Annotated in this window: 23 protein-coding genes, 1 tRNA gene and 1 pseudogene; 11 read left to right on the forward strand and 14 right to left on the reverse strand. The window is 63.0% G+C overall.

Annotated features, from left to right (window positions below):
• Positions 1-51: 51 nt before the first annotated feature.
• From thpR to gmk, 5 genes are all read right to left on the reverse strand, one after another.
• On the reverse strand, positions 52-579 hold the full coding sequence (thpR, locus tag HF027_RS10125) for an RNA 2',3'-cyclic phosphodiesterase (RefSeq protein ID WP_168015326.1): 528 nt from the start codon (positions 577-579) through the stop codon (positions 52-54).
• A gap of 4 nt (positions 580-583) precedes the next feature.
• A complete protein-coding gene (locus HF027_RS10130) occupies positions 584-973 on the reverse strand; it encodes a RidA family protein (RefSeq protein ID WP_168015328.1) in 390 nt (129 codons plus the stop codon).
• 86 nt (positions 974-1059) lie between these two features.
• The gene (gene spoT / locus HF027_RS10135) at positions 1060-3198 is read right to left on the reverse strand and encodes a bifunctional GTP diphosphokinase/guanosine-3',5'-bis pyrophosphate 3'-pyrophosphohydrolase (RefSeq protein WP_168015330.1); all 2139 of its coding nucleotides are present in this window, start codon (positions 3196-3198) and stop codon (positions 1060-1062) included.
• Between the two features lie 64 nt (positions 3199-3262).
• Positions 3263-3514, reverse strand: a complete 252-nt coding sequence (gene rpoZ, locus HF027_RS10140) for a DNA-directed RNA polymerase subunit omega (RefSeq protein WP_168015332.1) — start codon at positions 3512-3514, stop codon at positions 3263-3265.
• A gap of 82 nt (positions 3515-3596) precedes the next feature.
• Entirely contained in the window at positions 3597-4229 is a 633-nt protein-coding gene (gene gmk, locus HF027_RS10145; protein ID WP_168015334.1) for a guanylate kinase, read from the reverse strand.
• A 156-nt stretch (positions 4230-4385) separates the two neighbouring features.
• Between gmk and HF027_RS10150 the strand changes: the two genes are divergently transcribed.
• On the forward strand, positions 4386-5579 hold the full coding sequence (locus HF027_RS10150; RefSeq protein ID WP_168015336.1) for an MFS transporter: 1194 nt from the start codon (positions 4386-4388) through the stop codon (positions 5577-5579).
• A 50-nt stretch (positions 5580-5629) separates the two neighbouring features.
• Entirely contained in the window at positions 5630-6835 is a 1206-nt protein-coding gene (locus tag HF027_RS10155) for an MFS transporter (RefSeq protein ID WP_168015338.1), read from the forward strand.
• 206 nt (positions 6836-7041) lie between these two features.
• Here HF027_RS10155 and HF027_RS10160 read toward each other — a convergent pair whose 3' ends face one another.
• Entirely contained in the window at positions 7042-7491 is a 450-nt protein-coding gene (locus tag HF027_RS10160; protein ID WP_168015340.1) for a MarR family winged helix-turn-helix transcriptional regulator, read from the reverse strand.
• 336 nt (positions 7492-7827) lie between these two features.
• Positions 7828-8688: a YicC/YloC family endoribonuclease gene (locus tag HF027_RS10165; RefSeq protein WP_168015342.1), complete on the reverse strand. Its 861-nt coding sequence runs from the start codon at positions 8686-8688 to the stop codon at positions 7828-7830.
• Positions 8689-8837: 149 nt separating this feature from the next.
• Here HF027_RS10165 and rph point away from each other — a divergent pair, with 149 nt between their 5' ends.
• Positions 8838-9575, forward strand: a complete 738-nt coding sequence (gene rph / locus HF027_RS10170) for a ribonuclease PH (protein WP_168015344.1) — start codon at positions 8838-8840, stop codon at positions 9573-9575.
• 114 nt (positions 9576-9689) lie between these two features.
• On the opposite strand, the gene HF027_RS10175 is transcribed toward rph, so the two are convergent.
• Positions 9690-10457 carry an exodeoxyribonuclease III gene (locus HF027_RS10175; protein WP_168015346.1) on the reverse strand — a complete coding sequence of 256 codons (768 nt, stop codon included), beginning with the start codon at positions 10455-10457 and terminating at the stop codon, positions 9690-9692.
• A gap of 94 nt (positions 10458-10551) precedes the next feature.
• On the opposite strand from HF027_RS10175, the gene pyrE reads away from it, so the two are divergent.
• The 4 genes from pyrE (at position 10552) to rep (ending at position 14557) form a co-directional block, all read left to right on the forward strand.
• Positions 10552-11262 carry an orotate phosphoribosyltransferase gene (pyrE, locus tag HF027_RS10180; RefSeq protein WP_168015348.1) on the forward strand — a complete coding sequence of 237 codons (711 nt, stop codon included), beginning with the start codon at positions 10552-10554 and terminating at the stop codon, positions 11260-11262.
• Between the two features lie 55 nt (positions 11263-11317).
• Positions 11318-11872, forward strand: a complete 555-nt coding sequence (locus HF027_RS10185; protein ID WP_168015350.1) for a YfaZ family outer membrane protein — start codon at positions 11318-11320, stop codon at positions 11870-11872.
• 81 nt (positions 11873-11953) lie between these two features.
• Positions 11954-12478 (forward strand): tRNA (uridine(34)/cytosine(34)/5-carboxymethylaminomethyluridine(34)-2'-O)-methyltransferase TrmL, encoded by a 525-nt coding sequence (trmL, locus tag HF027_RS10190; RefSeq protein ID WP_168015352.1) that lies wholly within the window; start codon positions 11954-11956, stop codon positions 12476-12478.
• A 3-nt stretch (positions 12479-12481) separates the two neighbouring features.
• Positions 12482-14557, forward strand: coding sequence for a DNA helicase Rep (gene rep / locus HF027_RS10195; RefSeq protein WP_168015354.1), 2076 nt, complete (start codon positions 12482-12484; stop codon positions 14555-14557).
• A gap of 162 nt (positions 14558-14719) precedes the next feature.
• Here rep and HF027_RS10200 read toward each other — a convergent pair whose 3' ends face one another.
• Positions 14720-15166: a c-type cytochrome gene (locus HF027_RS10200; RefSeq protein WP_245184649.1), complete on the reverse strand. Its 447-nt coding sequence runs from the start codon at positions 15164-15166 to the stop codon at positions 14720-14722.
• A 197-nt stretch (positions 15167-15363) separates the two neighbouring features.
• Between HF027_RS10200 and HF027_RS10205 the strand changes: the two genes are divergently transcribed.
• A tRNA-Arg gene (locus HF027_RS10205) sits at positions 15364-15440 on the forward strand.
• Positions 15441-15522: 82 nt separating this feature from the next.
• Here HF027_RS10205 and HF027_RS10210 read toward each other — a convergent pair.
• Both HF027_RS10210 and HF027_RS10215 read right to left on the reverse strand, forming a co-directional pair.
• Positions 15523-15915, reverse strand: coding sequence for a DUF2237 family protein (locus HF027_RS10210; protein WP_168015356.1), 393 nt, complete (start codon positions 15913-15915; stop codon positions 15523-15525).
• An 87-nt stretch (positions 15916-16002) separates the two neighbouring features.
• Positions 16003-16677: a Fe2+-dependent dioxygenase gene (locus HF027_RS10215; RefSeq protein WP_168015358.1), complete on the reverse strand. Its 675-nt coding sequence runs from the start codon at positions 16675-16677 to the stop codon at positions 16003-16005.
• A gap of 166 nt (positions 16678-16843) precedes the next feature.
• Between HF027_RS10215 and HF027_RS10220 the strand changes: the two genes are divergently transcribed.
• Positions 16844-17968: a hypothetical protein gene (locus HF027_RS10220; RefSeq protein ID WP_168015197.1), complete on the forward strand. Its 1125-nt coding sequence runs from the start codon at positions 16844-16846 to the stop codon at positions 17966-17968.
• Between the two features lie 93 nt (positions 17969-18061).
• On the opposite strand, the gene HF027_RS10225 is transcribed toward HF027_RS10220, so the two are convergent.
• Positions 18062-18682 (reverse strand): TetR/AcrR family transcriptional regulator, encoded by a 621-nt coding sequence (locus HF027_RS10225; RefSeq protein WP_168015360.1) that lies wholly within the window; start codon positions 18680-18682, stop codon positions 18062-18064.
• Between the two features lie 214 nt (positions 18683-18896).
• Here HF027_RS10225 and HF027_RS10230 point away from each other — a divergent pair, with 214 nt between their 5' ends.
• Positions 18897-19451 (forward strand): carboxymuconolactone decarboxylase family protein, encoded by a 555-nt coding sequence (locus HF027_RS10230; RefSeq protein ID WP_168015362.1) that lies wholly within the window; start codon positions 18897-18899, stop codon positions 19449-19451.
• A gap of 162 nt (positions 19452-19613) precedes the next feature.
• Here the strand turns inward: HF027_RS10230 and glsB are convergent, their stop codons facing one another.
• Positions 19614-20555, reverse strand: a complete 942-nt coding sequence (gene glsB, locus HF027_RS10235; RefSeq protein ID WP_168015364.1) for a glutaminase B — start codon at positions 20553-20555, stop codon at positions 19614-19616.
• Between the two features lie 408 nt (positions 20556-20963).
• Here glsB and HF027_RS10240 point away from each other — a divergent pair, with 408 nt between their 5' ends.
• Complete coding sequence (locus tag HF027_RS10240; protein ID WP_168015366.1) at positions 20964-22547, forward strand: BCCT family transporter; 1584 nt, start codon at positions 20964-20966, stop codon at positions 22545-22547.
• Positions 22548-22605: 58 nt separating this feature from the next.
• Here the strand turns inward: HF027_RS10240 and HF027_RS15615 are convergent.
• Positions 22606-22772 (reverse strand): annotated as a pseudogene (locus HF027_RS15615) (IS4 family transposase); the annotation flags it as partial.

Below are 22772 nucleotides of genomic sequence, written 5' to 3' on the forward strand. Positions count from 1 at the left end.
GTTCCTGTGCTACCGGGTGGCATGCACCTCTCCAGGTGAGACTGCCGCTGGCTATTCGCCAGATGAGCTCGCCAGGCTGGTGTAGCGTGGGCCTTCGGCGGTGGTCACGGACTCGATGAGCTGTAGCGTATTATAGTGCCAGTTGAGGGAGACACTTGGCAGCATGCCGGGAGAAGGGGGCGCTGCATGTCGCAACAGGGTGACGTGGGGCAGGAAGTCTCGCTCAGGCGCTGATAGGCCTTCATCGGCAAGAGCTCGCCACAGGCGTTGATAGAGGCCAAGAAGGTCAGGCGTCGGGGCCTGGCTACCCAGCCACAGCATAGCGGTGCGCTGAAAATAGCCGACGCGATCGAGAGTGATGGTACCGGAAGGACAGGAAAAAGCGTCAGTCAAAGCCAGCAGGGTGGGAAGGCGCTCGTCAGGTACCTGCCCCAGGAAGGCCAGGGTCAGGTGAAGGTTTTCGGGCGCTACCGGGTGCCCACCACAAGCGCGGTGGGCCTGGTCTGTCGTTCGAGACAGCTCCTCGCGCAGGGCCGGGTCCGGCCATAGCGCGAGGAACAGCCGGCGCTGGTTCGCCATCGGCTTAGTCGCCGATGACCATGACCGCCTCGGCTTCGAACAGGCTACCCTTGGGCAATGCCTTGATGCCGACGGCGGCGCGTGCCGGGTAGGGGGTAGTGAAGACCTCTTCCATCACGCGGTTCACGATCGCGAAGTTGTCCAGATCGACCAGGTAGAGGTTGATCTTGACGATGTCCTGCAGGGAACCGTCGGCTTCTTCGCAAACCGCGGACAGGTTCTTGAAGACCTGACGCGCCTGGGCTTCGAAATCGTCGGAGACGATCTCCATGGTGGCCGGGTCCAGGGGGATCTGGCCGGAAATGTAGAGAGTATTACCGGCCTTGATGGCCTGGGAATAGGGGCCGATGGCGGCCGGTGCCTTGTCGGTGTTGATGACGGCTTTATTGCTCATGGTGATGCTCCTGTTGTGATTGTGGTGGGGAAATAATACGAAGAATATTCCCGTCCGAGCGAATCGAGCGGGCAGAAAACGAGACGCTAGTTGCGAACGCGAGTGATCTTGTCGACGCGGGGAAGGTTGCGGATCCGTTTCATGATGCGTGCCAGATGAACGCGATCGTGAACCGAAAGGGTCAGATTGACGATCGACAACCGGGCGTCGCATTCCTCTATGCCGATGCGTTCAATATTCGCATCAGCATCGGTGACCAGGCTTGCCAGCTCGGCTACCAGGCCGCGGCGGCTTTCCATATGGATGCGCAGCGCCACCGGGAAATCTTCCTGAATGTTCTCAGACCAGTCCAGGGCGAAGAGCTTGTCCGGGTCGTTCTTCAGTTCGGCCAGGTTTCGGCACTCGGTGCGGTGAACGACGATACCCTTGCCGACTGACAGGTGGCCTACCACCGGATCGCCGGGTAGCGGATGGCAACAGCGCGCGAAGTTGATCACCATGCCATCGGCGCCACTGATGAGAATCGAGCGCTCGGCATTATCCGAGGTCGTGCTATCCGCTGTCGGTTGATCGCTTGGTACGCTGCTGGCGAGCCGGTGAGCAATGGCATGTGCCATACGGTTGCCAAGGCCAATCGATTCCAGCAGCTCATCGCTGCGCTTGAGCGATAGCTCTTTGAGAAGCGCCGGCAGGGCACTCTGCGGCAGTTCCTCAAGGCTTAGCTCGTAATCGGCCAGTGCCTTGTTGAGCAGGCGATGACCCAGCTGTACGGACTCGGTGTGCTGCTGATGCTTGAGCGCATGGCGGATCGCCGAGCGAGCCTTGGCGGTTATCACGAACGATAGCCAGGCGGTGTTGGGCCTGGCCCCCGGCGCCGTGATGATCTCGAGTGTCTGGCCGCTTTCCAGGCGGCTTGAGAGCGGCGCCAGGTGACGATCGATGCGACAGGCGATGCAGCTGTTGCCGATGTCGGTGTGCACGCTGTAGGCGAAGTCGATCACCGTGGCGCCCTGGGGCAGCTCCATGATGTCGCCCTTGGGCGTGAACACATAGATATCATCGGGGAAGAGGTCATTCTTGACGTGCTCGATGAACTCCAGCGAATTGCCCGCCTGGCGCTGCATCTCGAGCAGACCCCGTACCCATTCCCGCGCCCGGGCATGGCTGCCAGCGGCGATCGGTCGCTCGGTCTGGCCGGCCTTGTAGAGCCAATGAGCGGCGATGCCGTTGTTGGCCATGGCCTCCATCTCGCGGGTGCGAATCTGCACCTCGATGGGCATGCCACCGGTGCCGAACAGGGTGGTATGCAGGCTCTGGTAGCCGTTGGCCTTGGGGATGGCGATGTAGTCCTTGAAGCGCCCCGGTACCGGCTTATAGAGATTGTGCACCGCGCCCAGAATGCGATAGCAGCTATCGACGTCGTCGGTGATGATGCGGAAACCGAACACATCCATGATCTCGGCGAATGGCTTGCGCTGGTCGCGCATCTTGCGATAGATCGACAGCAGGTGCTTCTGGCGGCCGACCACGGTGCCCGGCAGGCCATCATCGTCGAGGCATTTCTGCAGGCTCGACTGGACCTGGCGAATGGTGGTGCGGCGATGACCGCGGGCCTTGCCGACCGCGCGCTTGATGCGCTCGGAGCGCATCGGGTGCAGCGCCTGGAAGGACAGGTCCTCGAGCTCGACCCGAATGGTGTTGATGCCCAGCCGCCCGGCGATGCGGGCATAGATCTCAAGGGTCTCGCGGGCGATGCGACGCTTCTTGTCCGGGCGCAGGGCGCCCAGCGTGCGCATGTTATGCAGGCGGTCGGCGAGTTTGACGATGATCACCCGGATATCCCGGGACATCGCCAGTACCATCTTCTGGAAGTTCTCGGCCTGGGCGACAGCCTTGTCTTCGAAGGTGATCTGGGTCAGCTTCGAGACGCCATCGACCAACTCCGCCACGGGTTCGCCGAACTGCTCGGCGAGTGACTTCTTGGAGACGCCGGTATCCTCGATCACATCATGTAGCATCGCGGCCATCAGGGCCTGATGATCCATGTGCATGTTGGCGAGGATGTTGGCCACCGCCAACGGGTGGGTCACATAGGGCTCGCCGGAGCGGCGACGCTGGCCGTCATGGGCCTGTTCGGCATAGTAGAAGGCGCGCTTGACCTGGCGGATTTCCTCCGAGGGAAGATAACCGCCCAGGCGGTCGGCCAGGTCATCGATGGTGAACATGCAGCACGCCTATACCCGAAACTTAAAGGAATGATTGACGATACCAGAATTCAGTGAGGTTGCCTCATTCCTCGCCCATCTCAGGTTCGCGGCGGGGACGCACCGGCGCCTCGATCGGTTCGTTGAGCACGTTTTCGTCGATCTTCTGGGCGGCGATTTCTCGCAGCGCCATGACGGTGGGCTTGTCGTTCTCCCAGGGCAGCAGGGCATCGCGGGAACCGCGGGCCAGTTGACGTGCGCGTTGGGTGGAAATCATCACCAACGTGAAGCGGTTTTCAACGTGTTCCAGACAATCTTCGACGGTGACTCGCGCCATGATCAGGTACCTGAGTTCGAGGGATGAGAAAGATGCTGCGTTCGAAAGCCCTGTCGAGGGGCACGCTTGGGGACCGGCCAGTCTACTGTAGCCCTTCCTGTTGTGACAAGAGCGATGCTAGCAGCGGACCCTGGCGCTCGCGTACCCGGGCAAGCCGAGTGCGCTGGCCGCGGACCAGTGCCACGAGTTCGGCCAGGGCGGTTGCGAAGTCATCATTGACGATCACATGGGCGTACTCGTCGTAATGTGACATCTCGCTGATGGCATCGCGCATGCGCCGCTCGATGATGGCCTCATCGTCGGTGCCGCGGCCGGCCAGGCGCTGGCGCAATGCAGCCCGGGACGGCGGCAGAATAAAGACCGACTCGGCCTCGGGCATCTGAGCACGCACCTGGCGGGCGCCCTGCCAGTCAATCTCGAGTATCACATCCTCGCCGGCTGCCAGGCGGGCTTCCACCGCCGGACGCGAGGTGCCGTAGTAATTGTCGAAGACCCGTGCGTATTCGAAGAACTCGCCACGCTCGATCATCTCCTTGAATCGTTCATGATCGATGAAGTGGTAGTTGACGTCGTTCACCTCGCCCGGACGCTGTTCACGGGTGGTATGCGAGACCGAGACGCCGATACCATCGAGGTGCTCGAGCAAAGCCTTGACCAAGCTGGTCTTGCCGGCCCCGGAGGGGGCGGAAATGATATAGAGGGTGCCTTGGGACATGAGAAACCTTTGCCGCGCCAATGACGGACGGGGGAGCGCCCGCAACCCGTCGCAATAAAGACACGATTATCGCATACAGTGTCGGCCTCTGGGATAATAGCCCGCTAATTTCGCGCCACCTGGCAGTGGCGTCGCCACTGTCGCAAGGAGCGTGACATGCCAACGGACACGATTCACCCGTCCCCGAACCCCCGCCTGGCCGAGAAGGCCCTGGCACTGGGCGGTTTCGCCATCGGCACCACCGAATTCGTGATCATGGGCCTGATGCAGCGCATCGCGACCGATTACGGCATCGCGGTTCAGGAGGTGGGCCTTGCAATCAGTGCCTATGCACTGGGAGTAGTGGTCGGGGCGCCGCTGATCTCGGCTATCAGCGCGCGTATTCCCCGTCGAGGGCTGCTGATCGGCCTGATGGTGCTGTTCGCCGCCAGTAATCTGCTGACCCTGCTGGCGCCTTCCTTCTATGGGTTCGTCGCTCTGCGCTTCTTTGCTGGCCTGCCTCACGGGGTCTACCTGGGGGTGGCGGCCTTGGTGGCTGCCAATGTCGCCGAACCCCACGAGCGGGGCCGTGCCGTAGGCCGGGTGCTGGTGGGCCTGACCCTGGCGATTCTCGCCGGGGCGCCGCTGGCCACCTGGGTCGGCGGCCTCGCGGGCTGGAAGGCGGCCTTCGTGATGGTAGGCGCGCTGGGGCTTTTCACTGCGCTGCTGGTGCGCTTGTGGGTACCGGTGCAGCCGGCCAATCAAGGGGGGTCCCTGCGTTCAGAGCTGTCGGCGATCACCAAGCCCAGGGTGCTCTATACTCTGGCCGTCGCCTGCATCGGCTTCGCCGGCATGTTCAGCGTGTTCAGCTATGCGATGCCGACCCTGACCCACCAGGCCGGCATGCCCGAGGCGCTGGGCCCGCTGGTGCTGGCGACCTTCGGGGTGGGCTCGGTGATCGGCAACCTGGTCGGCGGGCGGCTGGCCGACATTGACCAGAGTCGTGCCATCGGCGGGGCCCTGATATGGGCCGCGCTCTGCCAACTGGGCTTCTTCCTGGCCGCCGACCAGATATGGAGTGGTCTGCTGTTCGTCGGCCTGGTGGGCACCTGCGGCGCCCTGGTGCCGCCGCTGCAGACCCGGCTGATGGATGTCGCCGGCGAGGCCCAGACCATGGCCGCGACCCTCAATCACGCCGCCTTCAACATCGCCAATGGCCTCGGCGCCTGGCTGGGTGGCATGGCGGTGACGGTGGGGATGGGCTGGTCGGCCACGGGCCTGGTGGGCATGGCCATGGCGCTTGGCGGCCTTTCGATCTTCCTGGTCGCACTGGCGCGGGAGCGCGCGACCCAGGTCCAAGCCAGCGCCTGATCCAAGCAGGACCGGATGCCGCGCCGGTCTTGTTCATAACAGGAGAGACCATGACGACCCCTGGCGATCGCGATAGCCCAGCTTCGGCGCTGCCCTTCCTGGGGGTGGCGCTGGCGTTTCTGATCACCATGCTGGGCACCACCCTGCCTACGCCTCTGTACCCGGTCTATCAGGCCCGCTTCGATTTCTCGCAGCTGACCATCACGGTGATCTTCGCCGTCTATGCGTTGGGGGTGATGGGCGCCCTGGTGGCCACCGGACGCTGGTCGGATCAGCTTGGACGGCGACCGATGCTAGGGGCGGGATTGGCGGCGGCGGCGATCAGCGATGTGATCTTCCTGTCGAGCGATGGCCTTTCAAGCCTGCTGGTCGGCCGCTTCGTCTCCGGGATTTCTGCCGGCATCTTCACGGCAACCGCCACGGTGGCGGTGATGGAGCTGGCACCTGCGGCCTGGTCACGGCGGGCGGCCTTCCTGGCCACCGCGGTCAACATGGGCGGCCTGGGACTGGGGCCGATCGTGGCCGGCCTGCTGGTCGAGTATCTGCCCTGGCCGCTGCGCCTGGCCTATGGCATCCACCTGGGGCTGGCGGTGCTGGCGGCGCTTGCGATCCTCAAGGCGCCGGAGACCGTTACACGCCCGGCGCGGCCAAGGCTTACTCTTCAGCGGCTTAAGGTACCGGAGGAGGTCCGCGACATCTTCCTGCCCGCGGCGATTGCCGGTTTCGCCGGCTTCGCGCTGCTGGGGTTCTTCACCGCTACGGCGCCGGCCTTCATGATCGGTGTTCTCGGCCATGACAACCTGGCCTTGTCTGGGTTGGCGGCAGGGTCGGTGTTCTTCGCCTCGACCCTTGGCCAACTCGTGCAGGAACGCTTCCCGGCGCCCTGGCGGCTGCCGCTGGGCTGTGCCGGCGTGATCCTGGGTGCCTCGCTGGTGGGCGTCGGCATCGGGCTTGGTTCACTGGCATGTTTCCTGCTCGGCGCCCTGGTCGCGGGTACCGGTCAGGGCATGGCCTTTCGCGCCGGCCTGGGTGCTGTCGTTCAGGCAAGCCCCGTCGACCAGCGCGGCGGGGTCGCCGCAACCTTCTTCATTGTCGCCTACATCGCCCTGTCGATTCCGGTCGTGGGAATCGGGCTTACGATTCGCGCCTTCGGCCTGGCACCTGCCGGCATGGCCTTCGCCGGTGGCGTCGCGTTGCTGGCGGGAAGCTCACTTCTGAGTCTTTTATGGCTAAGGCAGCGCACGGCAAAGGCCTGAGAGAGCTGTCTTCCTGAACGAAAGCGCCGGGCTAAAAGCCCGGCGTTTCTCGTTGCGTGGTGTTGGAGTAGGGGCTGCCGAATCGACCAGTGCCGCTGCATCTTCCTTGTCCCTGCCTGGCAGTGAAACATGGAGAGCGACCTCGATGGCGAGCGAAAATATTAATTCGCTATTTGATAGCACACTACTTTAATGAAGAAAAAAACTCATTCCACAGTGTTTAGCTTCTGGCGGAGAGCATTGAGGTCATCACGTAGCTGTCCAAGCTCCTGCGGTTCGCAGTGAGTGGCACAGATCGCGGCCTTGGGGACGTCTCGGGCACGTTCCTTGAGTTTTACACCGGCCTCAGTAAGGCTCACGTCGACGCGACGCTCATCTTCACTTGAACGCTGACGTTTGACCAAGCCGTGGCTTTCGAGGCGCTTGAGCAACGGCGTCAATGTGGCGGAGTCGAGCCCCAGGTGCTCGCCAATCTTTGACACCGACGATTGACCATGCTGCCAAAGCACCAGCATGACCAGGTACTGCGGGTAGGTCAGGTCAAGCTCACTGAGCAGGCGACGGTAGAGCTTGTTCATGGCTAGCTGAGTGGAATACAGCGCAAAGCAAAGCTGGTTATCGAGTGTCAGTAGGCTGTCGTCGGCGTGATCCGTCATGTCTATAGCTCAACTTAAATAGCGTGCGATTTATTAGTAAGCGACATATCATGATGAGTGCCGGTGAACTCTATTGAAGAGAAAAAGGACATCATCTAACTCTGTATAAACAGCATCATACTCGATATTGATGATGAAAGCGGTTCTCACTCACAACACTATACGCACTTGTCTAGCCCGTTGCGAAGCAGCAGCGCTCAAGGGGAAGCTGAGTTAGCGCTTGGGTATAACGAGGGACGGATTCAGGGCGATCGACAACTTGTGATCTTGATGCCTGCGCATTCACAGTGGCTTGTTTCATTTACCGCCGGCCGTTGGCCGGCGGGTAGCCAAGCCTCACTCGATGTTCTGGATCTGCTCTCTCATCTGCTCAATCAGCACCTTGAGCTCCACGGCGCTGCGGGTCGTCTCGGCGACCACCGACTTGGACGATAAGGTGTTGGCCTCGCGATTAAGCTCCTGCATCAAAAAATCCAGGCGCCGGCCTACAGGCCCCTTTTCCGTCAACTGGCGCTCGACTTCGCCGACGTGAGTCGTCAGGCGGTCGAGCTCTTCATCGACGTCGGCTTTCTGTGCCATCAAGGTCAGCTCGGCCTCCAGGCGCTGCGGGTCGAGCTCGGCACGCACCGCCTCCAGGCGATCGAGTAGCTGGCTGCGTTGGCGCTTGAGGATCTCAGGCAACTGCACCTGCACCTTATCGACCTGTTCGCGCACGGCGGTCAGGCGGCTTCGGATCAGGGCGGCGAGCTCGGCGCCCTCACGCGCACGGGCCTCGAGCAGGGCGTCCAGGGCTTCACTGAAAAGCGCCTGGGCGCTCGCCGTCACGACCTCAAGATCCGGGCCGGTCGCTGCGAGCACACCGGGATGGTCGAGCAGCGTAAGGGCGTCCGGCATGGCGGCCTCGGGCAGCGTGCGGCGCACCTCGTTCAAGGCGTCGCTCAGCCCTGCCAAGCGTTCGGCATTGACGCTCAGGGTCTCGGCGCTCGCCGGTGTGAAACGCAGGGTGCATTCCACCTTGCCACGGTTCAGTCGCTGGCGCAGGGCGTCGCGGTAGCCGGGTTCCAGGCCGCGCAGGGCGTCGGGCAGGCGAAAATGCAGATCGAGATAGCGCTGGTTGACCGAACGTAACTCGAGCTCGAGGCTGCCCCAGTCGGCTTCCTGGCTGGCCCGCGCGAAGGCGGTCATGCTGTGCACCATGTCGGCTCCTGGCGATGCTCCGGTGGAAGAACCGGAGGGAAAAGAAGGCGACGACAGTGTAACCGATTCCCTTGAATGAGCGTGTAGAATGGCGCCACATGCCGGCACTCGCCGGCCTTTGTTTTTGAATTCCCGCAACGAGAGATGTCATGTCCACCACACCCCTGCGCCCCAGCGGTCGCCAGCCCGACCAGTCCCGCGATATTCGCCTGACTCGCGATTACACTCGCCACGCCGAAGGGTCGGTGCTGGTCGAATTCGGTGACACCAAGGTGCTGTGCAACGCAAGCGTCGAGGCCGGTGTGCCGCGCTGGCTGCGCGGCAAGAACCAGGGCTGGGTGACCGCCGAGTACGGCATGCTGCCGCGGGCTACCCATTCCCGCAGCGGTCGTGAGGCGACCCGCGGCAAGCAGGGTGGTCGGACCCTGGAGATTCAGCGCCTGATCGGCCGCTCGCTTCGCGCGGCGGTGGATCTCAAGCAGCTCGGTGAGTTCACCATCACCGTCGACTGCGATGTCATCCAGGCCGACGGCGGCACCCGTACCGCCTCGATTACCGGCGGCTGCGTGGCGCTGGTCGATGCCATCCGCTATCTGCAGCGTGAGAAGAAACTCAAGAAAGACCCGCTCAAGCAATTGGTCAGCTCGGTGTCGGTAGGGCTCTACAAGGGAACGCCGGTGGTCGATCTCGACTACCCGGAAGACAGTCGCGCCGATACGGACATGAACGTGGTGATGACAGAGCAGGGTGGGCTGATCGAGGTGCAGGGCACCGCCGAGGCAGGCGCCTTCTCCCGCGCCGAACTCAACGCCATGCTCGATCTGGCAGAAGGGGCTGGAGCGAAGCTGTTCGACCATCAGCGCCAGGCGCTGGGCTTTCGTCAGTAACGCGACGTCGACCAAGGCGCTCTCATAACGCATGACGCCGGCACTGGGCCGGCGTCATGTGGGGGACGAGCACTTGCAAAAGCACGGGCGACGGGCGTGCGACGGAAAAGGGGCTCAGACCTCTAGGTCGTACTCGACGATCAGCGGCGCAAACTCCGAGAAGGTCGCGTCGTAATCGATCCAGGCATCCACCACATGGCGGCGCAGGTTCGGGCCCACCATCTGGTAGTCGACTCGCCAGCCTTCCTGGCGAGTCCGCGGCTGATGCTGGTCAAGTGCTGGCCACCAGGTGTACTCACCGGTGTCGCGATTGATCTCGCGGAAGGTGTCGATGAAGCCGATCGGCCCGAACACCTGATCCATCCAGGCCCGCTCCTCTGGCTTGAAGCCCGGCGTGGTCTGGTTATCGGCCCAGTTGGCGAGGTCGATGGTCTTGTGTGCCACGTGCCAGGTGCCGCAGATGATGTACTCGCGGCGCTTACGCGCCATCTTGCCGAGATAATCCTGGTACTGGGTCATGAAGTCCTGCTTGGCGGCCGGGTCGCTACCGTCCGGCATCAGGAAGCTGGCGATGCTGAAGCGGTCGTAGTCGGCCTGCAGGAAGCGCCCTTCATTGTCGCACTGGGCAAAGCCCAGCCCGTACATGATGGCCTTGGGAATCTTGCGGCAATAAAGCCCCACGCCGGAAAAACCCTCTTCCTCGGCGTCGAGGAAATAGCCCTCGTAGCCTTCTGGATAAAGAATGCTGTCGTCCAACTCGAAGCTCTTGGCTTTCAGGTTCTGGACGCAGACGACATCGGCATCCTGGCCGGCCAGCCAGTCGAGGAAACCTCGCTCGACCGCTTCGCGTATACCGTTGACATTGATGCTGGCGATTTTCATTACGTGGTCCCTTTTCCGTCGCGCGTGTATGATACCCGACGTTTCGACGTTTGGGTAAATGGCCTTGCGGCCAGAGCAGTCAGGAGATTCGAGGATGGCAACGAGCGGCACGGTAACCATGCAGGACTATCAACGCGAGTTTATCGAATTCGCCATCGATCAGGGAGTGCTCAAGTTCGGCGAATTTACCCTCAAGTCCGGCCGCGTCAGTCCTTACTTCTTCAATGCCGGTCTCTTCAAGAGCGGCTCTGCATTGGCCCGTTTGGGGCGTTTCTACGCTCAGGCGATTGCCGACAGCGGTCTTGAAATCGATGTGCTGTTCGGCCCGGCCTACAAGGGTATCCCGCTTGCGGCAAGCACTGCCGTGGCACTTGCCGATCATCACCAGCGCGATCTGCCGTTTTCCTTCAATCGCAAGGAAGCCAAGGCGCATGGCGAGGGCGGCAATATCGTCGGCGCCCCGCTGGAAGGCCAGGTGCTGATCATCGACGACGTGATCACCGCCGGCACCGCGATCCGCGAGGTAATGACCCTGATTGATGACGCAGGTGCAAAGGCCGCTGGCGTGGTCATCGCATTGGATCGCCAGGAGTGCGGCAGCGTCGAAGAGGGCGCTGAACGGCGCAGCGCCATCCAGGAAGTCGAGGCCCGCTATGGCATGCCGGTGGTCAGCATCGTTACTCTGGACCTGGTGCTGGCTTACCTGGAAGAGTACGCCTCTGACGCCATGCAGGGCCATGCTCAGGCCATCCGCGACTACCGCGCGCGATACGGTGTGAGCACAGGCAATGCCATCTCTGAATGACGCCTTGCCTTTGTTATACGAGCTGGACATACGATTTAAATAACGGGAATTTGCCATGAAACTGACCTCCCTGCTCTTAAGCACCGCTGCACTGCTGACGGCTACCCTGACCTGCCAGGCCGGTAGCCTTGATCTCAACCTGAGCGATGAGGCCGTGCAGTTCGACGCCTCCGGCGAACTCGCCCCAGGCATTGCCTTGGGTGGCGGTATTCTGGACAGCGATGACCGTGGAGACACCACCGAAGGCCATCTTCAGGTACTGGGTGTGGATCGCAATAATCGCTATGACATGGGCGTCGGCGCCCGCTGGACCCAGCTCGACACCGATTTTGGTGATGGTGGCGGCTTGGGTCTTGGGGGCTACGGCTATGTCTATGTCCCGAGCCTGCCTGCCATGTCAGTGGGCGGCTACGCCTTCTATACCCCGGATGTGGTCACTGCCGGCGATCTTGAAGACAGCGCCGAGTATGGCGTACGCGCACGCTATGCCTTCGCGCCGAATGTCGACGGCTATGTCGGCTATCGCCGCCTGCGCGGTGACTTCGAGGGCACTGGCGGTGCACGCACCCTGGATAGCGGCGCCAATGTCGGTGTTCAGCTGAGCTTCTAAAACGGCCCCGAACCGTTTGCGTCGTCGGGCCCCGCTTGGGGCCCGACTGCGTTATGCCCCTTATTCGATCAGGATGTCCGCATGCTCGACGTGGTGCTTTTCGAACCCGAGATCCCGCCCAATACCGGCAACCTGATCCGGCTGTGCGCCAACACCGGCTTCCGGTTGCACCTGGTCGAGCCGCTGGGCTTCGTGCTCGATGACAAGCGCCTGCGCCGCGCCGGGCTCGACTACCATGAGTGGGCGCGCGTCCGTGTGCACCAAAGCTTTGAGGCCTATCTCAAGGCCTGCTGCCCGGCCCGGGTGTTCGCCGTCTCGACCCGCGGACGCACCGGCTATCACGAGCCCGCCTACCGTGAAGGCGACGCCTTGGTGTTCGGCCCCGAGACCCGCGGTCTGCCCCAGGCGCTGCTCGATGACTTGCCCCCCGAACAGCGCCTGCGTATTCCCATGCTGCCCGAGAGCCGAAGCCTGAATCTGTCGAATGCCGGCGCCGTGCTGGTCTTCGAGGCCTGGCGCCAGCTTGATTTTGTTGGTGCTAGCCTGCCAGACGCAGGCCAGCCCGGCAGTGATGCCTTCGCCGCGCCGTCCGCCGATCAGGAGTAAGCCATGTCGATCCAGCAACGCCTCGCCAAATTGAACCCACGCCAGCAGGAAGCGGTGCGCTTCATCGACGGCCCCTGTCTGGTGCTTGCCGGTGCCGGCTCGGGCAAGACCAGCGTGATCACCTCCAAGATTGCCTATCTGGTCCAGGAATGCGGCATGAGCGCGCGCAAGATCGCCGCGGTGACCTTCACCAACAAGGCCGCTCGCGAGATGAAGGAGCGGGTCGGGCAGCTACTCAAGGGGCGCGAGGGCCACGGCCTGACCGTCTCGACCTTCCACACCCTGGGCCTCAATATCATTCGCGGCGAACTCAAGACCCTGGGTTACAAGCCGGGCTTTTCGCTGTTCGACCCGGAAGATGCCAAGGCGCTGCTGCGCGACCTGATGCAGAAGGATGCCCAGATCGACGCCGATCAGATCAACCGGGTGCAGGGGCAGATATCGACCTGGAAGAACGACCTGATACTGCCGGGGGATGCCCTGTCGCATGCCGCCGATGATGACGAGCAGTTCGCCGCCCGGGTCTACGAGGCCTACAACCGCCACCTCAAGGCCTATAACGCGGTCGACTTCGACGACCTGATCCTGCTGCCGGTGGTGCTCTTGCGCGACGATCCGGCGGTATTGGCGCGCTGGCGGCGCAAGATTCACTACATGCTGGTCGATGAGTACCAGGACACCAACGTCTCCCAGTACCTGCTGGTCAAGCTGCTGATGGCCGAGCGGGCCACCTTCACCGTGGTCGGCGACGATGATCAGTCGATCTACGCCTGGCGCGGTGCCCGCCCGGAGAACCTGGTGACCCTGGGTGAGGACTTCCCGCGCCTCAATGTCATCAAGCTCGAGCAGAACTATCGCTCCACCGGCACCATCCTGCGCGCCGCCAACACCCTGATCGCCAATAACCCTCACGTCTACGAGAAGGCGCTGTGGTCGGAGCTCGGCCCGGGTGATGCGATTCGGGTGGTGGTCAACCGCCACGAGGAGGCCGAGGCGGATCGGGTGGCCAGCGAGATCCTGACCCGGCGCATCAAGGAACGCGCCGAATGGCGCGACTTCGCGGTGCTCTACCGCGGCAACTTCCAGGCGCGGCTGCTGGAGCTCAAGCTGCAGCACTACCAGATTCCCTACAAGCTCTCCGGTGGCACCTCCTTCTTCTCGCGCAATGAGATCAAGGACGCCATGGCCTACCTGCGACTGCTGATCAATCCCGCCGACGACAACGCCTTCCTGCGCATCGTCAACGTGCCGCGCCGTGAGATCGGTCCCGGAACTCTCGAGAAACTCGCCAACTACGCCAACGACCAGGCCACCGGGCGGGGCATCTCGCTGTTCGCCGCCTGCCATGAAATGGGCCTCGAGCAAGTGCTGCCGGCTCGGGCCGTCGATCGCCTGGGGCGCTTCACCCACTTCATCGACGGCGTGCGCCGGCGCATGGATTCCGGTGATGCCATCGCCGCGATTCGCGAGATGATGCGCGAGATGGATTACGAGGCCTGGTTGCACCAGAACGCCAGCGCACCGACTGTCGCCGAGCGGCGCATGGCCAACGTCTGGACGCTGATCGACCAGCTCGAGAAGTCGATGGAGCATGCCCCGGACGAGCGGGCCGACGACAATACCGATAGCCTCGAGACCGAGACTGATGGTGTCGAGGCCGCCATCTCGCGGCTGGTGCTGCGCGATATCCTCGAGCAGCAGGCCGAGGAAGACGACTCCGATCGGGTGCAGCTCTTGACCATGCACGCTTCCAAGGGCCTGGAGTTTCCCCACGTCTACCTGATGGGGCTGGAGGAAGACCTGCTGCCCCATCGCAACGCCGTCGAGGCCGGCACCGTCGAGGAGGAACGCCGGCTTGCCTATGTGGGCATCACCCGCGCGCGGCGGACCCTGACGCTTACGCTGGCCCGCCAGCGCAAGGCCTATGGCGAGCTGCTCGACTGCACGCCGAGCCGTTTCCTCGATGAGCTGCCGCCGGACGATCTCGATTGGGAAGGGCGTGCCGACAAGGAAGACCCCGAGAAGAAACAGGCACGCGGCAAGGACGCCATCGCCGGATTGCGCTCATTACTAGGCTGAGGGCTTCTTACGGGTTCGTCATGCGTAAAGCGGTAATGCAAAAGGGGCGCCATCGGCGCCCCTTTTGGGTCGTACAAGCTCGTGCGATTCAGTGAGACGAGAAACGCGGGGTTCATCGTCGCACAGACATCAGGCCGGCACTCGTTATTACTGAACAGTTTGTTACTGCACGGTGGCGAGCAGATGGTCGACTGCCGCTTTGACTTCATCGTCGGACAGCGACGGGTTGCCGCCTTTGGCCGGCATCGCATTGAAGCCGTTGATGGCGTGGTCATAAAGGGTCTCGGTGCCCTTCTCCAGACGACTCGCCCAGGCATCGGTATCGGCCTTCATCGGCGCACCGGCAGCGCCGGTATCATGGCAGGCCATGCAGACCTGGCCGTAGATGGCCTCGCCGTCGATGTCACCACCCGAGGCGGCCTGGTCGCCGCCGCTCGAGGCGGCGACCGCCGCGGTGCCACAGTCGTCGCCCACCATGCATAATTCGCCCACCGGCTCGAGACGCTCGGCGATGGCATCGTGGGTCATATCGTTCTGGGCCGACGCGGCGCTGGTCGCCGCCAGACTCAGGGCGGTCAAGCCACCCAGGATCAGATTGCTGACTTTCACTCTCACCACCTCTTCAAGGTCTCGTCATCGGGACTCTGCTGAACGCCCGCATCGGCGCATGTGGAATCAGTATAACGGTAAGCGCTTGAGCGGGAAATGCTACTGATGAGTTAGCTCCATGCCCGAGGCTGGACAGCCGTGCAGTGGGCGGGTAGGATTGTGGCCGCCCGATCGGGCACTGCCGCCATGGCAGTTGCGCGCCTATAGCTCAGCTGGATAGAGTACTGCCCTCCGAAGGCAGGGGTCGAAGGTTCGAATCCTTCTGGGCGCGCCAAAGACATTGAAAAAGAGCCCGCGAGCAATCGCGGGATCTTTTTTTGCGTGTCATTCAGGTGAGTTTGGGCGTCTCCTTGGCGTTACTGGCCGCCACCCCGCGTGTGAAGACGCAACTCCTCTATCGTCACCACGTCCAGCGCTCCTAGATGGGTCGATTCGAGAACGACCGGGGGTGCCATGCCGACCGCAAGTGCTTCTTTCCAGCGACCGGCACAGAGACACCAGCGATCGCCGGGCGCAAGCCCCGGGAAGCCGAAGTTGGGGCGAGGCGTCGCCAGGTCATTGCCCCGTGCGCGGCTAAAGGCCAGAAAATCCTCGGTGACTTCGGCGCAGACAGCGTGTACGCCGATGTCCTCCGGCCCGACTCGACAGAAGCCGTCACGGTAAAAGCCGGTGGAATTACCGTGGCAGCAGGGGGCCAGGGGCTCACCCAGCACATTGCGCGGACGCTGAAGGGTGCTTTGCTCGGTCATGGGGTGTCCTCTTTAGCGTGGAGTGTGTTGGCGAAAGACGTTTGCCTGCGACCCTACGGCATTGGGGGCCGAAACGTCATCCTGGCCTTATACCTCCACCCACATCCTCAACAGGTTGGCATAGCTCTTGGAGAGCGTCTTGAAGGCGTCGGTGTTGCCGTTTGCTTCGAAGAGCTGGCGGCGTGTGGTGTCCAGGTCGAACAGCACCTCGCGCTGGCCGGGGTTGCGCACCTGACTCTGCGCCCAGCCCACCGCGGCGAGTCGCTCGCCGCGGGTCACTTCCTCGACCCGGTGCAGGGTCGAGGACGGGTAGAGCACCAGCGAACCCGCCGGCAACTTGAAGGTCTGCTCGCCAGCGGTGGACTCGATCAGCAGTTCACCGCCGTCATAACTTTCGGGGTCACCGAGGAACAAAGTGTAGGAAACATCGGTGCGCAGAGCGCCACCGGGGCTTCCCATCACGGCGTCATCGACGTGGTTGCCGTAGGACATGCCCACGTCATAGCGGCTGAACATCAGCGGCTTCATGCGTGCCGGGCGCACCGCCATCTGAAACAGGGGGTGGCGATTCAGTGCTTGGGTCAGCTCTTCGCGCAACGCCGAGACCTCGGGGTCCCGCCCATCGGCCTGCTGGTTGTTCTTGACGGTGCGGGCATGCCAGCCTGCCGTCTCGCGACCGTCCTTGAACGGCACCTTGGCCAGGGTGGCGCGGGCTCGCTGGAGCAGTTCCGGGGGAATGATGTCGGCGATGCAAAGAATCACAGGCGGCTCCTGAGGGTCGGCACGAAGCGTTAAATGTTAATCGTTTGTATTTCGATGCTAATCCCGGCATCCTACCAGCAACGGTAGCGCCTTCGCACGTCAGTCTGTTCTGAGGGCGGCTGTTACTCTCTGCACAAGACGATAGCGCAACAATACGGAGACGAGCATGTCTAGCACGCGTACGAAGATTTGGGTGGGGATCGGAGCCAGTGTCTTCTTGGGCGCCAGCAGCGCCTCTTGGGCCAGCAGTGACGACGAGATGGTGAACGCATCGTCTGCCAGCGGCACCGAGCAGACGGCCAGTGCCGGTGAGGGTGGCGAAGGCTATCACGGTGGCGAGGGTGGCGAAGGTCATCACGGCGGTGAAGGCGGTGAAGGTCACCATGGCGGCGAGGGTGGTGAAGGCCACCACGGCGGCGAAGCAGGTGAAGGTCACCATGGCGGTGAGGCCGGCGAAGGTCATCACGGCGGTGAGGCCGGTGAAGGTGGCGAAGGCCATCACGGCGGTGAAGGTGGCGGTAACGCAGCCTTTGCGGTCTTCGATTACCTGAGCGCCGATGCTGGCGGTGAAGGCGGTGAAGGCGGTGAAGGCGGTGAAGGCGGTGAAGGCGGTGAAGGCGGTGAAGGTGGCGAAGGCGGCAGCAGCTATTCGTCCACCAACCCCGGCGTTTATGCCACCACCCTGGCACTGATGGAAGGCCACCTGCGTGTGGCCAGCGAACTCTATCGCGAGGGTGCCAAGGAAAACGCCGTGGCTCACTTCCATCACCCCGTCGCCGAATACTACACCGCGCTTGAGGCGGGGCTGGACGCCCGCGGTGTCGAGGGCCTCAAGCCGGTTCTTCTGGATGTCGCCAAGAAAGCCGAGCAGGGTGGCGACTGGGCTGACCTGGAGGATGACTACGAAGCAGCTCGCGCGGCGATCCACGCGGCGCAGGCAGAGATCGAGCCACCTCTCAAGCAGGATGCCACCTTCCAGAGCCGAGTACTGCTGGCGCTGACCAATACCGCGTTGGACGAATACATCGAGTCCATCGATGATGGGCAGTTCGTCAACGGACCTGAGTATCAGGACGGTCGCGGCTTCATGCAGGTCGGTCGCGATCTGCTTTCTGCCCAGGAAGCGACCCTGAGTGGTGCAGAGGGCCCGGCCTACCAGGAGGTCGTCGACGCGTATGACGACATGCTGGTGGCGTGGCCGAGTGCTGCAGTGCCCGACACCCCGGCGGTGAGCGTCGGCGAGCTGTCCAGCGAGGCCTTCGAGCTCGAGGTGCTGCTCAAGGAATACTGATCCGTTGTAGCGGTTGATCTGACACGGCCCGCGATGCCTGGCATCGCGGGCCGTGTCTGGTCGGTTGGTTGTTTGGCGCGAGTACCGCCGACCTCAGTGACGGCGGGCACTTAGAGCCAGCAGGTCATTGGCAAGATCATCGGCCAGTTCATGGAGCTCGGTGGCGCTGATGGCTTGCTCGGCATGGGCGCGCAGGCCCATGACCATCGTCTGGTAGCGCCTCGCCAGCCGGGCGGGCTTCTGGGATGGCACGTCGCCCTCCATGTCATCGGCCAGTTCGCCGGCATCACGGGCGGCTTCGAAGGCCTTTGTGAATCGCGCTTGCATACCGTCCAGCAGCGCCTGAGCCTGGCGCGCATTGGTATCTTCCGCACCGAGCTCCAGCAGGGTCTTCACCAGCAGGCAGGCATGGCAGGGCCGCGGTGTATCGCTGAGACCACCGAGGGCGCGCAGGTAGTCGGCAAGCCCACCCAGCGGTGAGGGGTTGGCGGCCAGCGTGCGTTCTAGCTCGACCAGCCCCTGGCGGCCGTAGCGCGTGAGCACCTCGCCAAACAGCCGTTCCTTGCTGCCGAAACTCGCGTAGATGCTGCCCGGGCGCATATCGAGCGCGCCTTCGATGTCCTTGAGCGAGGTGGCGTGGTAGCCCTTGCGCCAGAACAGGGCGAGGGCCTGGTCCAGTGATTGCTGGCGGTCGTGGCGAGTCTGGCGTGGCATGGGGCGTCCTGTCGGTCACGGGCGACCGGATGAATCTTGAGTGAGCGCTCAAATTTTATCTTGAGTGATCACTCAAATCCAGTTAGCCTGAACCTATCAGCTGCGGGAAATAATGCGCCCTTTTTTGAGCAATCACTCAAAATGTGCTTTCAAGAAAGGTGCAGCATTCCCCGTGACTCACATGATTTGTGACCCGAACCGACGAGGTGATTGCATGAGCGCCTATACCCTGCACGATACGTCCACGGCCCCGGAAAAGAGCCAGCCGCTGCTCGAAAACTCCGTCAACGCCTTCGGCATGATCCCCAATCTGCACGCGGTGATCGCCGAGGCACCGGGCCTGCTCGAAGGCTATCAGCAGCTGCACCAGCTATTCATCGACTCGAGCTTCGATGCCGACGAGCTGACCGTGGTCTGGCAGACCATCAACGTCGAGCACGAGTGCCATTACTGCGTGCCGGCGCATACCGCCATTGCCAAGTCGATGAAGGTCGACGATGCGATTACCGAGGCGCTGCGCAATGAGACGCCGCTGCCCAGCGACAAGCTTGAAGCGCTGCGCACCTTCACCCTCGCCATGGTGAGAAATCGCGGTAACGTCGATACCTCCGCGGTCAACGACTTCCTGGCCGCCGGTTATACCCAGCGCCAGGTGCTGGAAGTGGTGCTGGGCATCGCCCAGAAGGTGATGAGCAACTACGCCAACCACCTGGCCGAGACGCCCATCGATGAGCCGTTCAAGGCCTTTAAGTGGCACAAGGTTAGCTGAGGCGAGACAGCACGCTTGAGGCTTGATCGCAACGACACACCAAGGCTCAAGGGCCGAGACGAGAAAGGCCCGCTCTTTGGAGCGGGCCTTTCTCATTGTCGCGCTTTATCGTGTGGTGGCGGGAAGCGATGCCACTCGGCCTGGCCCTGGAAACGCCGGTCCTCAGCCTAGCGGCGAGAAGCCGATACCTTCGACCAGGCCTTCAAGTGCATGACAACCGGCCACCGAGTTGCCGTAGCCGTCCAGGCGTGGTGACCACACGCAGATGCTCATGCGCCCCGGCAGGATGGCGATGATGCCGCCGCCGACGCCGCTCTTGCCGGGCAGGCCGACCCGCCAGGCGAAGTCGCCGGCGGCATCATAGAGGCCGCAGGTCAGCAGCAGGGCATTGAGCTGGCGCGTCTGGACCGGGCTTGTCACCTGGCTGCCATTCAGCGGGTTGACGCCGCGGTTGGCCAGGAAGGACATGCTGCGGGCCAGCTCCACGCAGTTCATCGCCGTCGAGCAGCCATGAAAGTAGGTATCGAGCACCGTCTCGACGTCGGCGTGCAGGTTGCCGTAGGCCTGCATCAGGTAGGCCAGCGCCGCATTGCGGGCCTTGTGGTCCATCTCCGAGCGGGCCACCCGCTCATCGAAGCCGACATCGTCACTGCCCGACAGCCGCCGCAGATGCTCGCGCAGGGTGTACTGGGTGGACACGATGCGCGAGACCAGCAGGTCCGTCACCAGGAGGGCGCCGGCATTGATGAAAGGGTTGCGCGGCACGCCGTGCTCGACCTCGAGCTGCACCATGGAATTGAAGGCCTGGCCCGAGGGCTCGCGGCCGACCCGCGACCAGATCTCATCCGAGTCCAGGCGCTGCATGGCCAGCACCAGCGAATGCACCTTGGCGATGGACTGGATCGAGAAGCGTGTCTGAGCGTCGCCGGCATACTGCACCCGACCGTCGACATGGCAGACGGCGATACCAAAGCGATCCGGATCGACCTCACCGAGGGCGGGAATATAGTCGGCGACCTTGCCCTCGTTGAAAAAGCGGGGGGCATCCTGGCTGAGGCGGTCGAGCAGTGCCTGCAAGGCATCCGGGTCGAGATCGGCGGTCATGGCGGCCTTGGCTCCGTCGGTGGGGGAAGGGAGAGCGAGGCAGGGGATTCTAGCCGATTCGGCGTCGCTTCGACATTGAGCGGGCGTTCAAGGACGTTTGAAGGCCAACCAAGGCGTCGTTATACTGCGCGGCTTTCCATCGGCTTGCCGATTCCCGCTGGCCTCGTTCAGGCCACTGCATCTGCTCTCTCGCCAACGTCAGGAAGCGCCGTGAGCGCATGGCCCCTCTCTTTTGGAACGCGCTTGCGAACGCTCGCCACTGATCCCGGCGCTCGTCATCCCAGACCGCCTTCAGTGATCGCACTTCTGACGCCCAGGGCGTCGCCATACTCGCTCATCCCGAATGCCATGCTGGCGGCTCACCGCTTGCAGGCGTTGATGTAATGACATCCCAATCAAAGGTTTTTCATGACCCAATCCGCTAGTTCCAAACCATCAGAACCCGAGACGAATGGCTCGCGTCTCGGCGATCCGGTGGTGCTCGTCCTGAGCATCGGCTTTATCGTCGCCTTCATTGCCCTCTCGCTGTATGACATCGACATGGTCGCCAACGGCATCAGCGCCGGCTTCGCCTGGACCGCTCGTACGCTGGGCTCCTACTTCCAGCTCTTGCTGCTGCTGACCTTCTTCATCGGTATCGGTGTGGCCATGTCGCCGGCCGGTGCCGCCAAGGTGGGTAACCTCAATACCCCGGAGATCAGCACCTTCAAGTGGCTGTCGATGATCATGTGCACCCTGCTGGCGGGTGGTGGCGTATTCTTCGCCGCCGGCGAGCCGGTCTATCACTTCGTGGTCACACCGCCGGCCTTCGACACAGAAGCGGGCACCGCCGAGGCGGTTGCCGGCGCCCTGGCGCAGTCCTTCATGCACTGGGGCTTTCTGGCCTGGGCGGTGCTTGGCACCCTGACCGCGGTGGTGCTGGCGCATGCCCACTACGTGAAGGGCCAGCCGATGCAGCCACGCACCCTGCTCATGCCGGTACTCGGCGAGCGCCTGATGAGCGGCCCGCTGGGTGGTCTGGTCGATGCCCTCTGCGTGATCGCCGTGGTCGCTGGTACCGTGGGACCGATCGGCTTCCTGGCCACCCAGGTCAGCTTCGGTCTGCATGAGCTGTTCGGCATGGCGCGAGGCTACGGCACCCAGCTAGCGGTGCTGGCCGTACTTGGTGCCATCTACGTTACCTCGGCGGTGACGGGGATTCATCGCGGCATTCAGTTGCTCAGCCGCTTCAACGTCTTCCTGGCGCTGGGAATTGCCGCGGTGATCTTCGTCTTCGGCCCGACCCTGTTCCTGACCGATGCGTTTACACAGGGCTTTGGTACCTACCTGACCTCCTTCTTCTCGATGGCCACCATGACCGCCGAGACCGCACCTGACTGGTGGATGAAGTGGTGGACGGTGTTCTTCTTCGCCTGGTTCATCGGCTATGGCCCGCTGATGGCGATCTTCGTCGCGCGTATCTCGCGGGGCCGCACCATTCGCCAGATGATCCTGGCCGTGGCGGTGATGGCGCCGTTGGCGACTACTGTCTGGTTCACGCTGTTGGGTGGCTCGGGCATCTTCTACCAGCTGACCGGAGTGATCGACCTGACCGAAGCGCTCAACAGCTTCCAGTTCGACGTGGCGACCCTGACTGTGGCGCAGGCGCTACCGGGCGGCACCCTGATGGCGCTGGCGATCCTTCTGCTGACCACCATCTTCGTCGCCACCACCGGTGACTCGATGAGCTACGCCATTTCCGTGGTGGGTGCCGGCCATGATGCGCCGAATCCGCTGATCCGCGCCTTCTGGGGCGTTGCCATGGCGATCATGGCGGCGATCCTTTTGTACATGGGCGCCGGCCAGATCAGCGCCCTGCAGCAGTTCATCGTCATCACCGCCATTCCGGTGTCGCTGGTACTGCTGCCCTCGCTGTGGACCGGCCCCAAGGCCGCCTACGCGATGGCGCGCGAGCAGGGGCTGATTGATCAGCCGCGCACCCGCGAGGCCTGATCATCGCGACCCGTGATGCGTAAACAAGAGCCGGCCCCTTTGGGCTAATGCCAGTCAGTTAACGCTGACTGGCATTTCTCTTGGTCGGGTACTTCTGTGGTCGGCGCCTGACTGATCGGGGGTAAGATCGCTCGCGTCGCTCAGGCAGGACGAAGGCAGGCGCCATCTCCAGCATCGACTGAATCACACCGGGCACACGCCCCGGCGAGACCCAGGGGAGGACCG

Origin of the sequence: Halomonas salinarum (assembly GCF_012062845.1) — a bacterium.
Taxonomy (GTDB): Bacteria; Pseudomonadota; Gammaproteobacteria; order Pseudomonadales; family Halomonadaceae; genus Onishia; species Onishia salinarum.

What these genes read in the sequence shown, in the direction of transcription:
- trmL (WP_168015352.1), top strand. Translation starts at nt 11,954, where the DNA reads ATGCTCGACGTGGTGCTTTTCGAACCCGAGATCCCGCCCAATACCGGC.
- rph (WP_168015344.1), top strand. Translation starts at nt 8,838, where the DNA reads ATGTCCACCACACCCCTGCGCCCCAGCGGTCGCCAGCCCGACCAGTCC.
- HF027_RS10225 (WP_168015360.1), bottom strand. Translation starts at nt 18,682, where the DNA reads ATGCCACGCCAGACTCGCCACGACCGCCAGCAATCACTGGACCAGGCC.
- spoT (WP_168015330.1), bottom strand. Translation starts at nt 3,198, where the DNA reads ATGTTCACCATCGATGACCTGGCCGACCGCCTGGGCGGTTATCTTCCC.
- HF027_RS10165 (WP_168015342.1), bottom strand. Translation starts at nt 8,688, where the DNA reads ATGGTGCACAGCATGACCGCCTTCGCGCGGGCCAGCCAGGAAGCCGAC.
- HF027_RS10130 (WP_168015328.1), bottom strand. Translation starts at nt 973, where the DNA reads ATGAGCAATAAAGCCGTCATCAACACCGACAAGGCACCGGCCGCCATC.
- HF027_RS10210 (WP_168015356.1), bottom strand. Translation starts at nt 15,915, where the DNA reads ATGACCGAGCAAAGCACCCTTCAGCGTCCGCGCAATGTGCTGGGTGAG.
- HF027_RS10240 (WP_168015366.1), top strand. Translation starts at nt 20,964, where the DNA reads ATGACCCAATCCGCTAGTTCCAAACCATCAGAACCCGAGACGAATGGC.
- HF027_RS10155 (WP_168015338.1), top strand. Translation starts at nt 5,630, where the DNA reads ATGACGACCCCTGGCGATCGCGATAGCCCAGCTTCGGCGCTGCCCTTC.
- HF027_RS10150 (WP_168015336.1), top strand. Translation starts at nt 4,386, where the DNA reads ATGCCAACGGACACGATTCACCCGTCCCCGAACCCCCGCCTGGCCGAG.
- HF027_RS10185 (WP_168015350.1), top strand. Translation starts at nt 11,318, where the DNA reads ATGAAACTGACCTCCCTGCTCTTAAGCACCGCTGCACTGCTGACGGCT.
- gmk (WP_168015334.1), bottom strand. Translation starts at nt 4,229, where the DNA reads ATGTCCCAAGGCACCCTCTATATCATTTCCGCCCCCTCCGGGGCCGGC.
- HF027_RS10230 (WP_168015362.1), top strand. Translation starts at nt 18,897, where the DNA reads ATGAGCGCCTATACCCTGCACGATACGTCCACGGCCCCGGAAAAGAGC.
- rep (WP_168015354.1), top strand. Translation starts at nt 12,482, where the DNA reads ATGTCGATCCAGCAACGCCTCGCCAAATTGAACCCACGCCAGCAGGAA.
- HF027_RS10220 (WP_168015197.1), top strand. Translation starts at nt 16,844, where the DNA reads ATGTCTAGCACGCGTACGAAGATTTGGGTGGGGATCGGAGCCAGTGTC.
- pyrE (WP_168015348.1), top strand. Translation starts at nt 10,552, where the DNA reads ATGGCAACGAGCGGCACGGTAACCATGCAGGACTATCAACGCGAGTTT.
- HF027_RS10160 (WP_168015340.1), bottom strand. Translation starts at nt 7,491, where the DNA reads ATGACGGATCACGCCGACGACAGCCTACTGACACTCGATAACCAGCTT.
- glsB (WP_168015364.1), bottom strand. Translation starts at nt 20,555, where the DNA reads ATGACCGCCGATCTCGACCCGGATGCCTTGCAGGCACTGCTCGACCGC.
- rpoZ (WP_168015332.1), bottom strand. Translation starts at nt 3,514, where the DNA reads ATGGCGCGAGTCACCGTCGAAGATTGTCTGGAACACGTTGAAAACCGC.
- thpR (WP_168015326.1), bottom strand. Translation starts at nt 579, where the DNA reads ATGGCGAACCAGCGCCGGCTGTTCCTCGCGCTATGGCCGGACCCGGCC.
- HF027_RS10175 (WP_168015346.1), bottom strand. Translation starts at nt 10,457, where the DNA reads ATGAAAATCGCCAGCATCAATGTCAACGGTATACGCGAAGCGGTCGAG.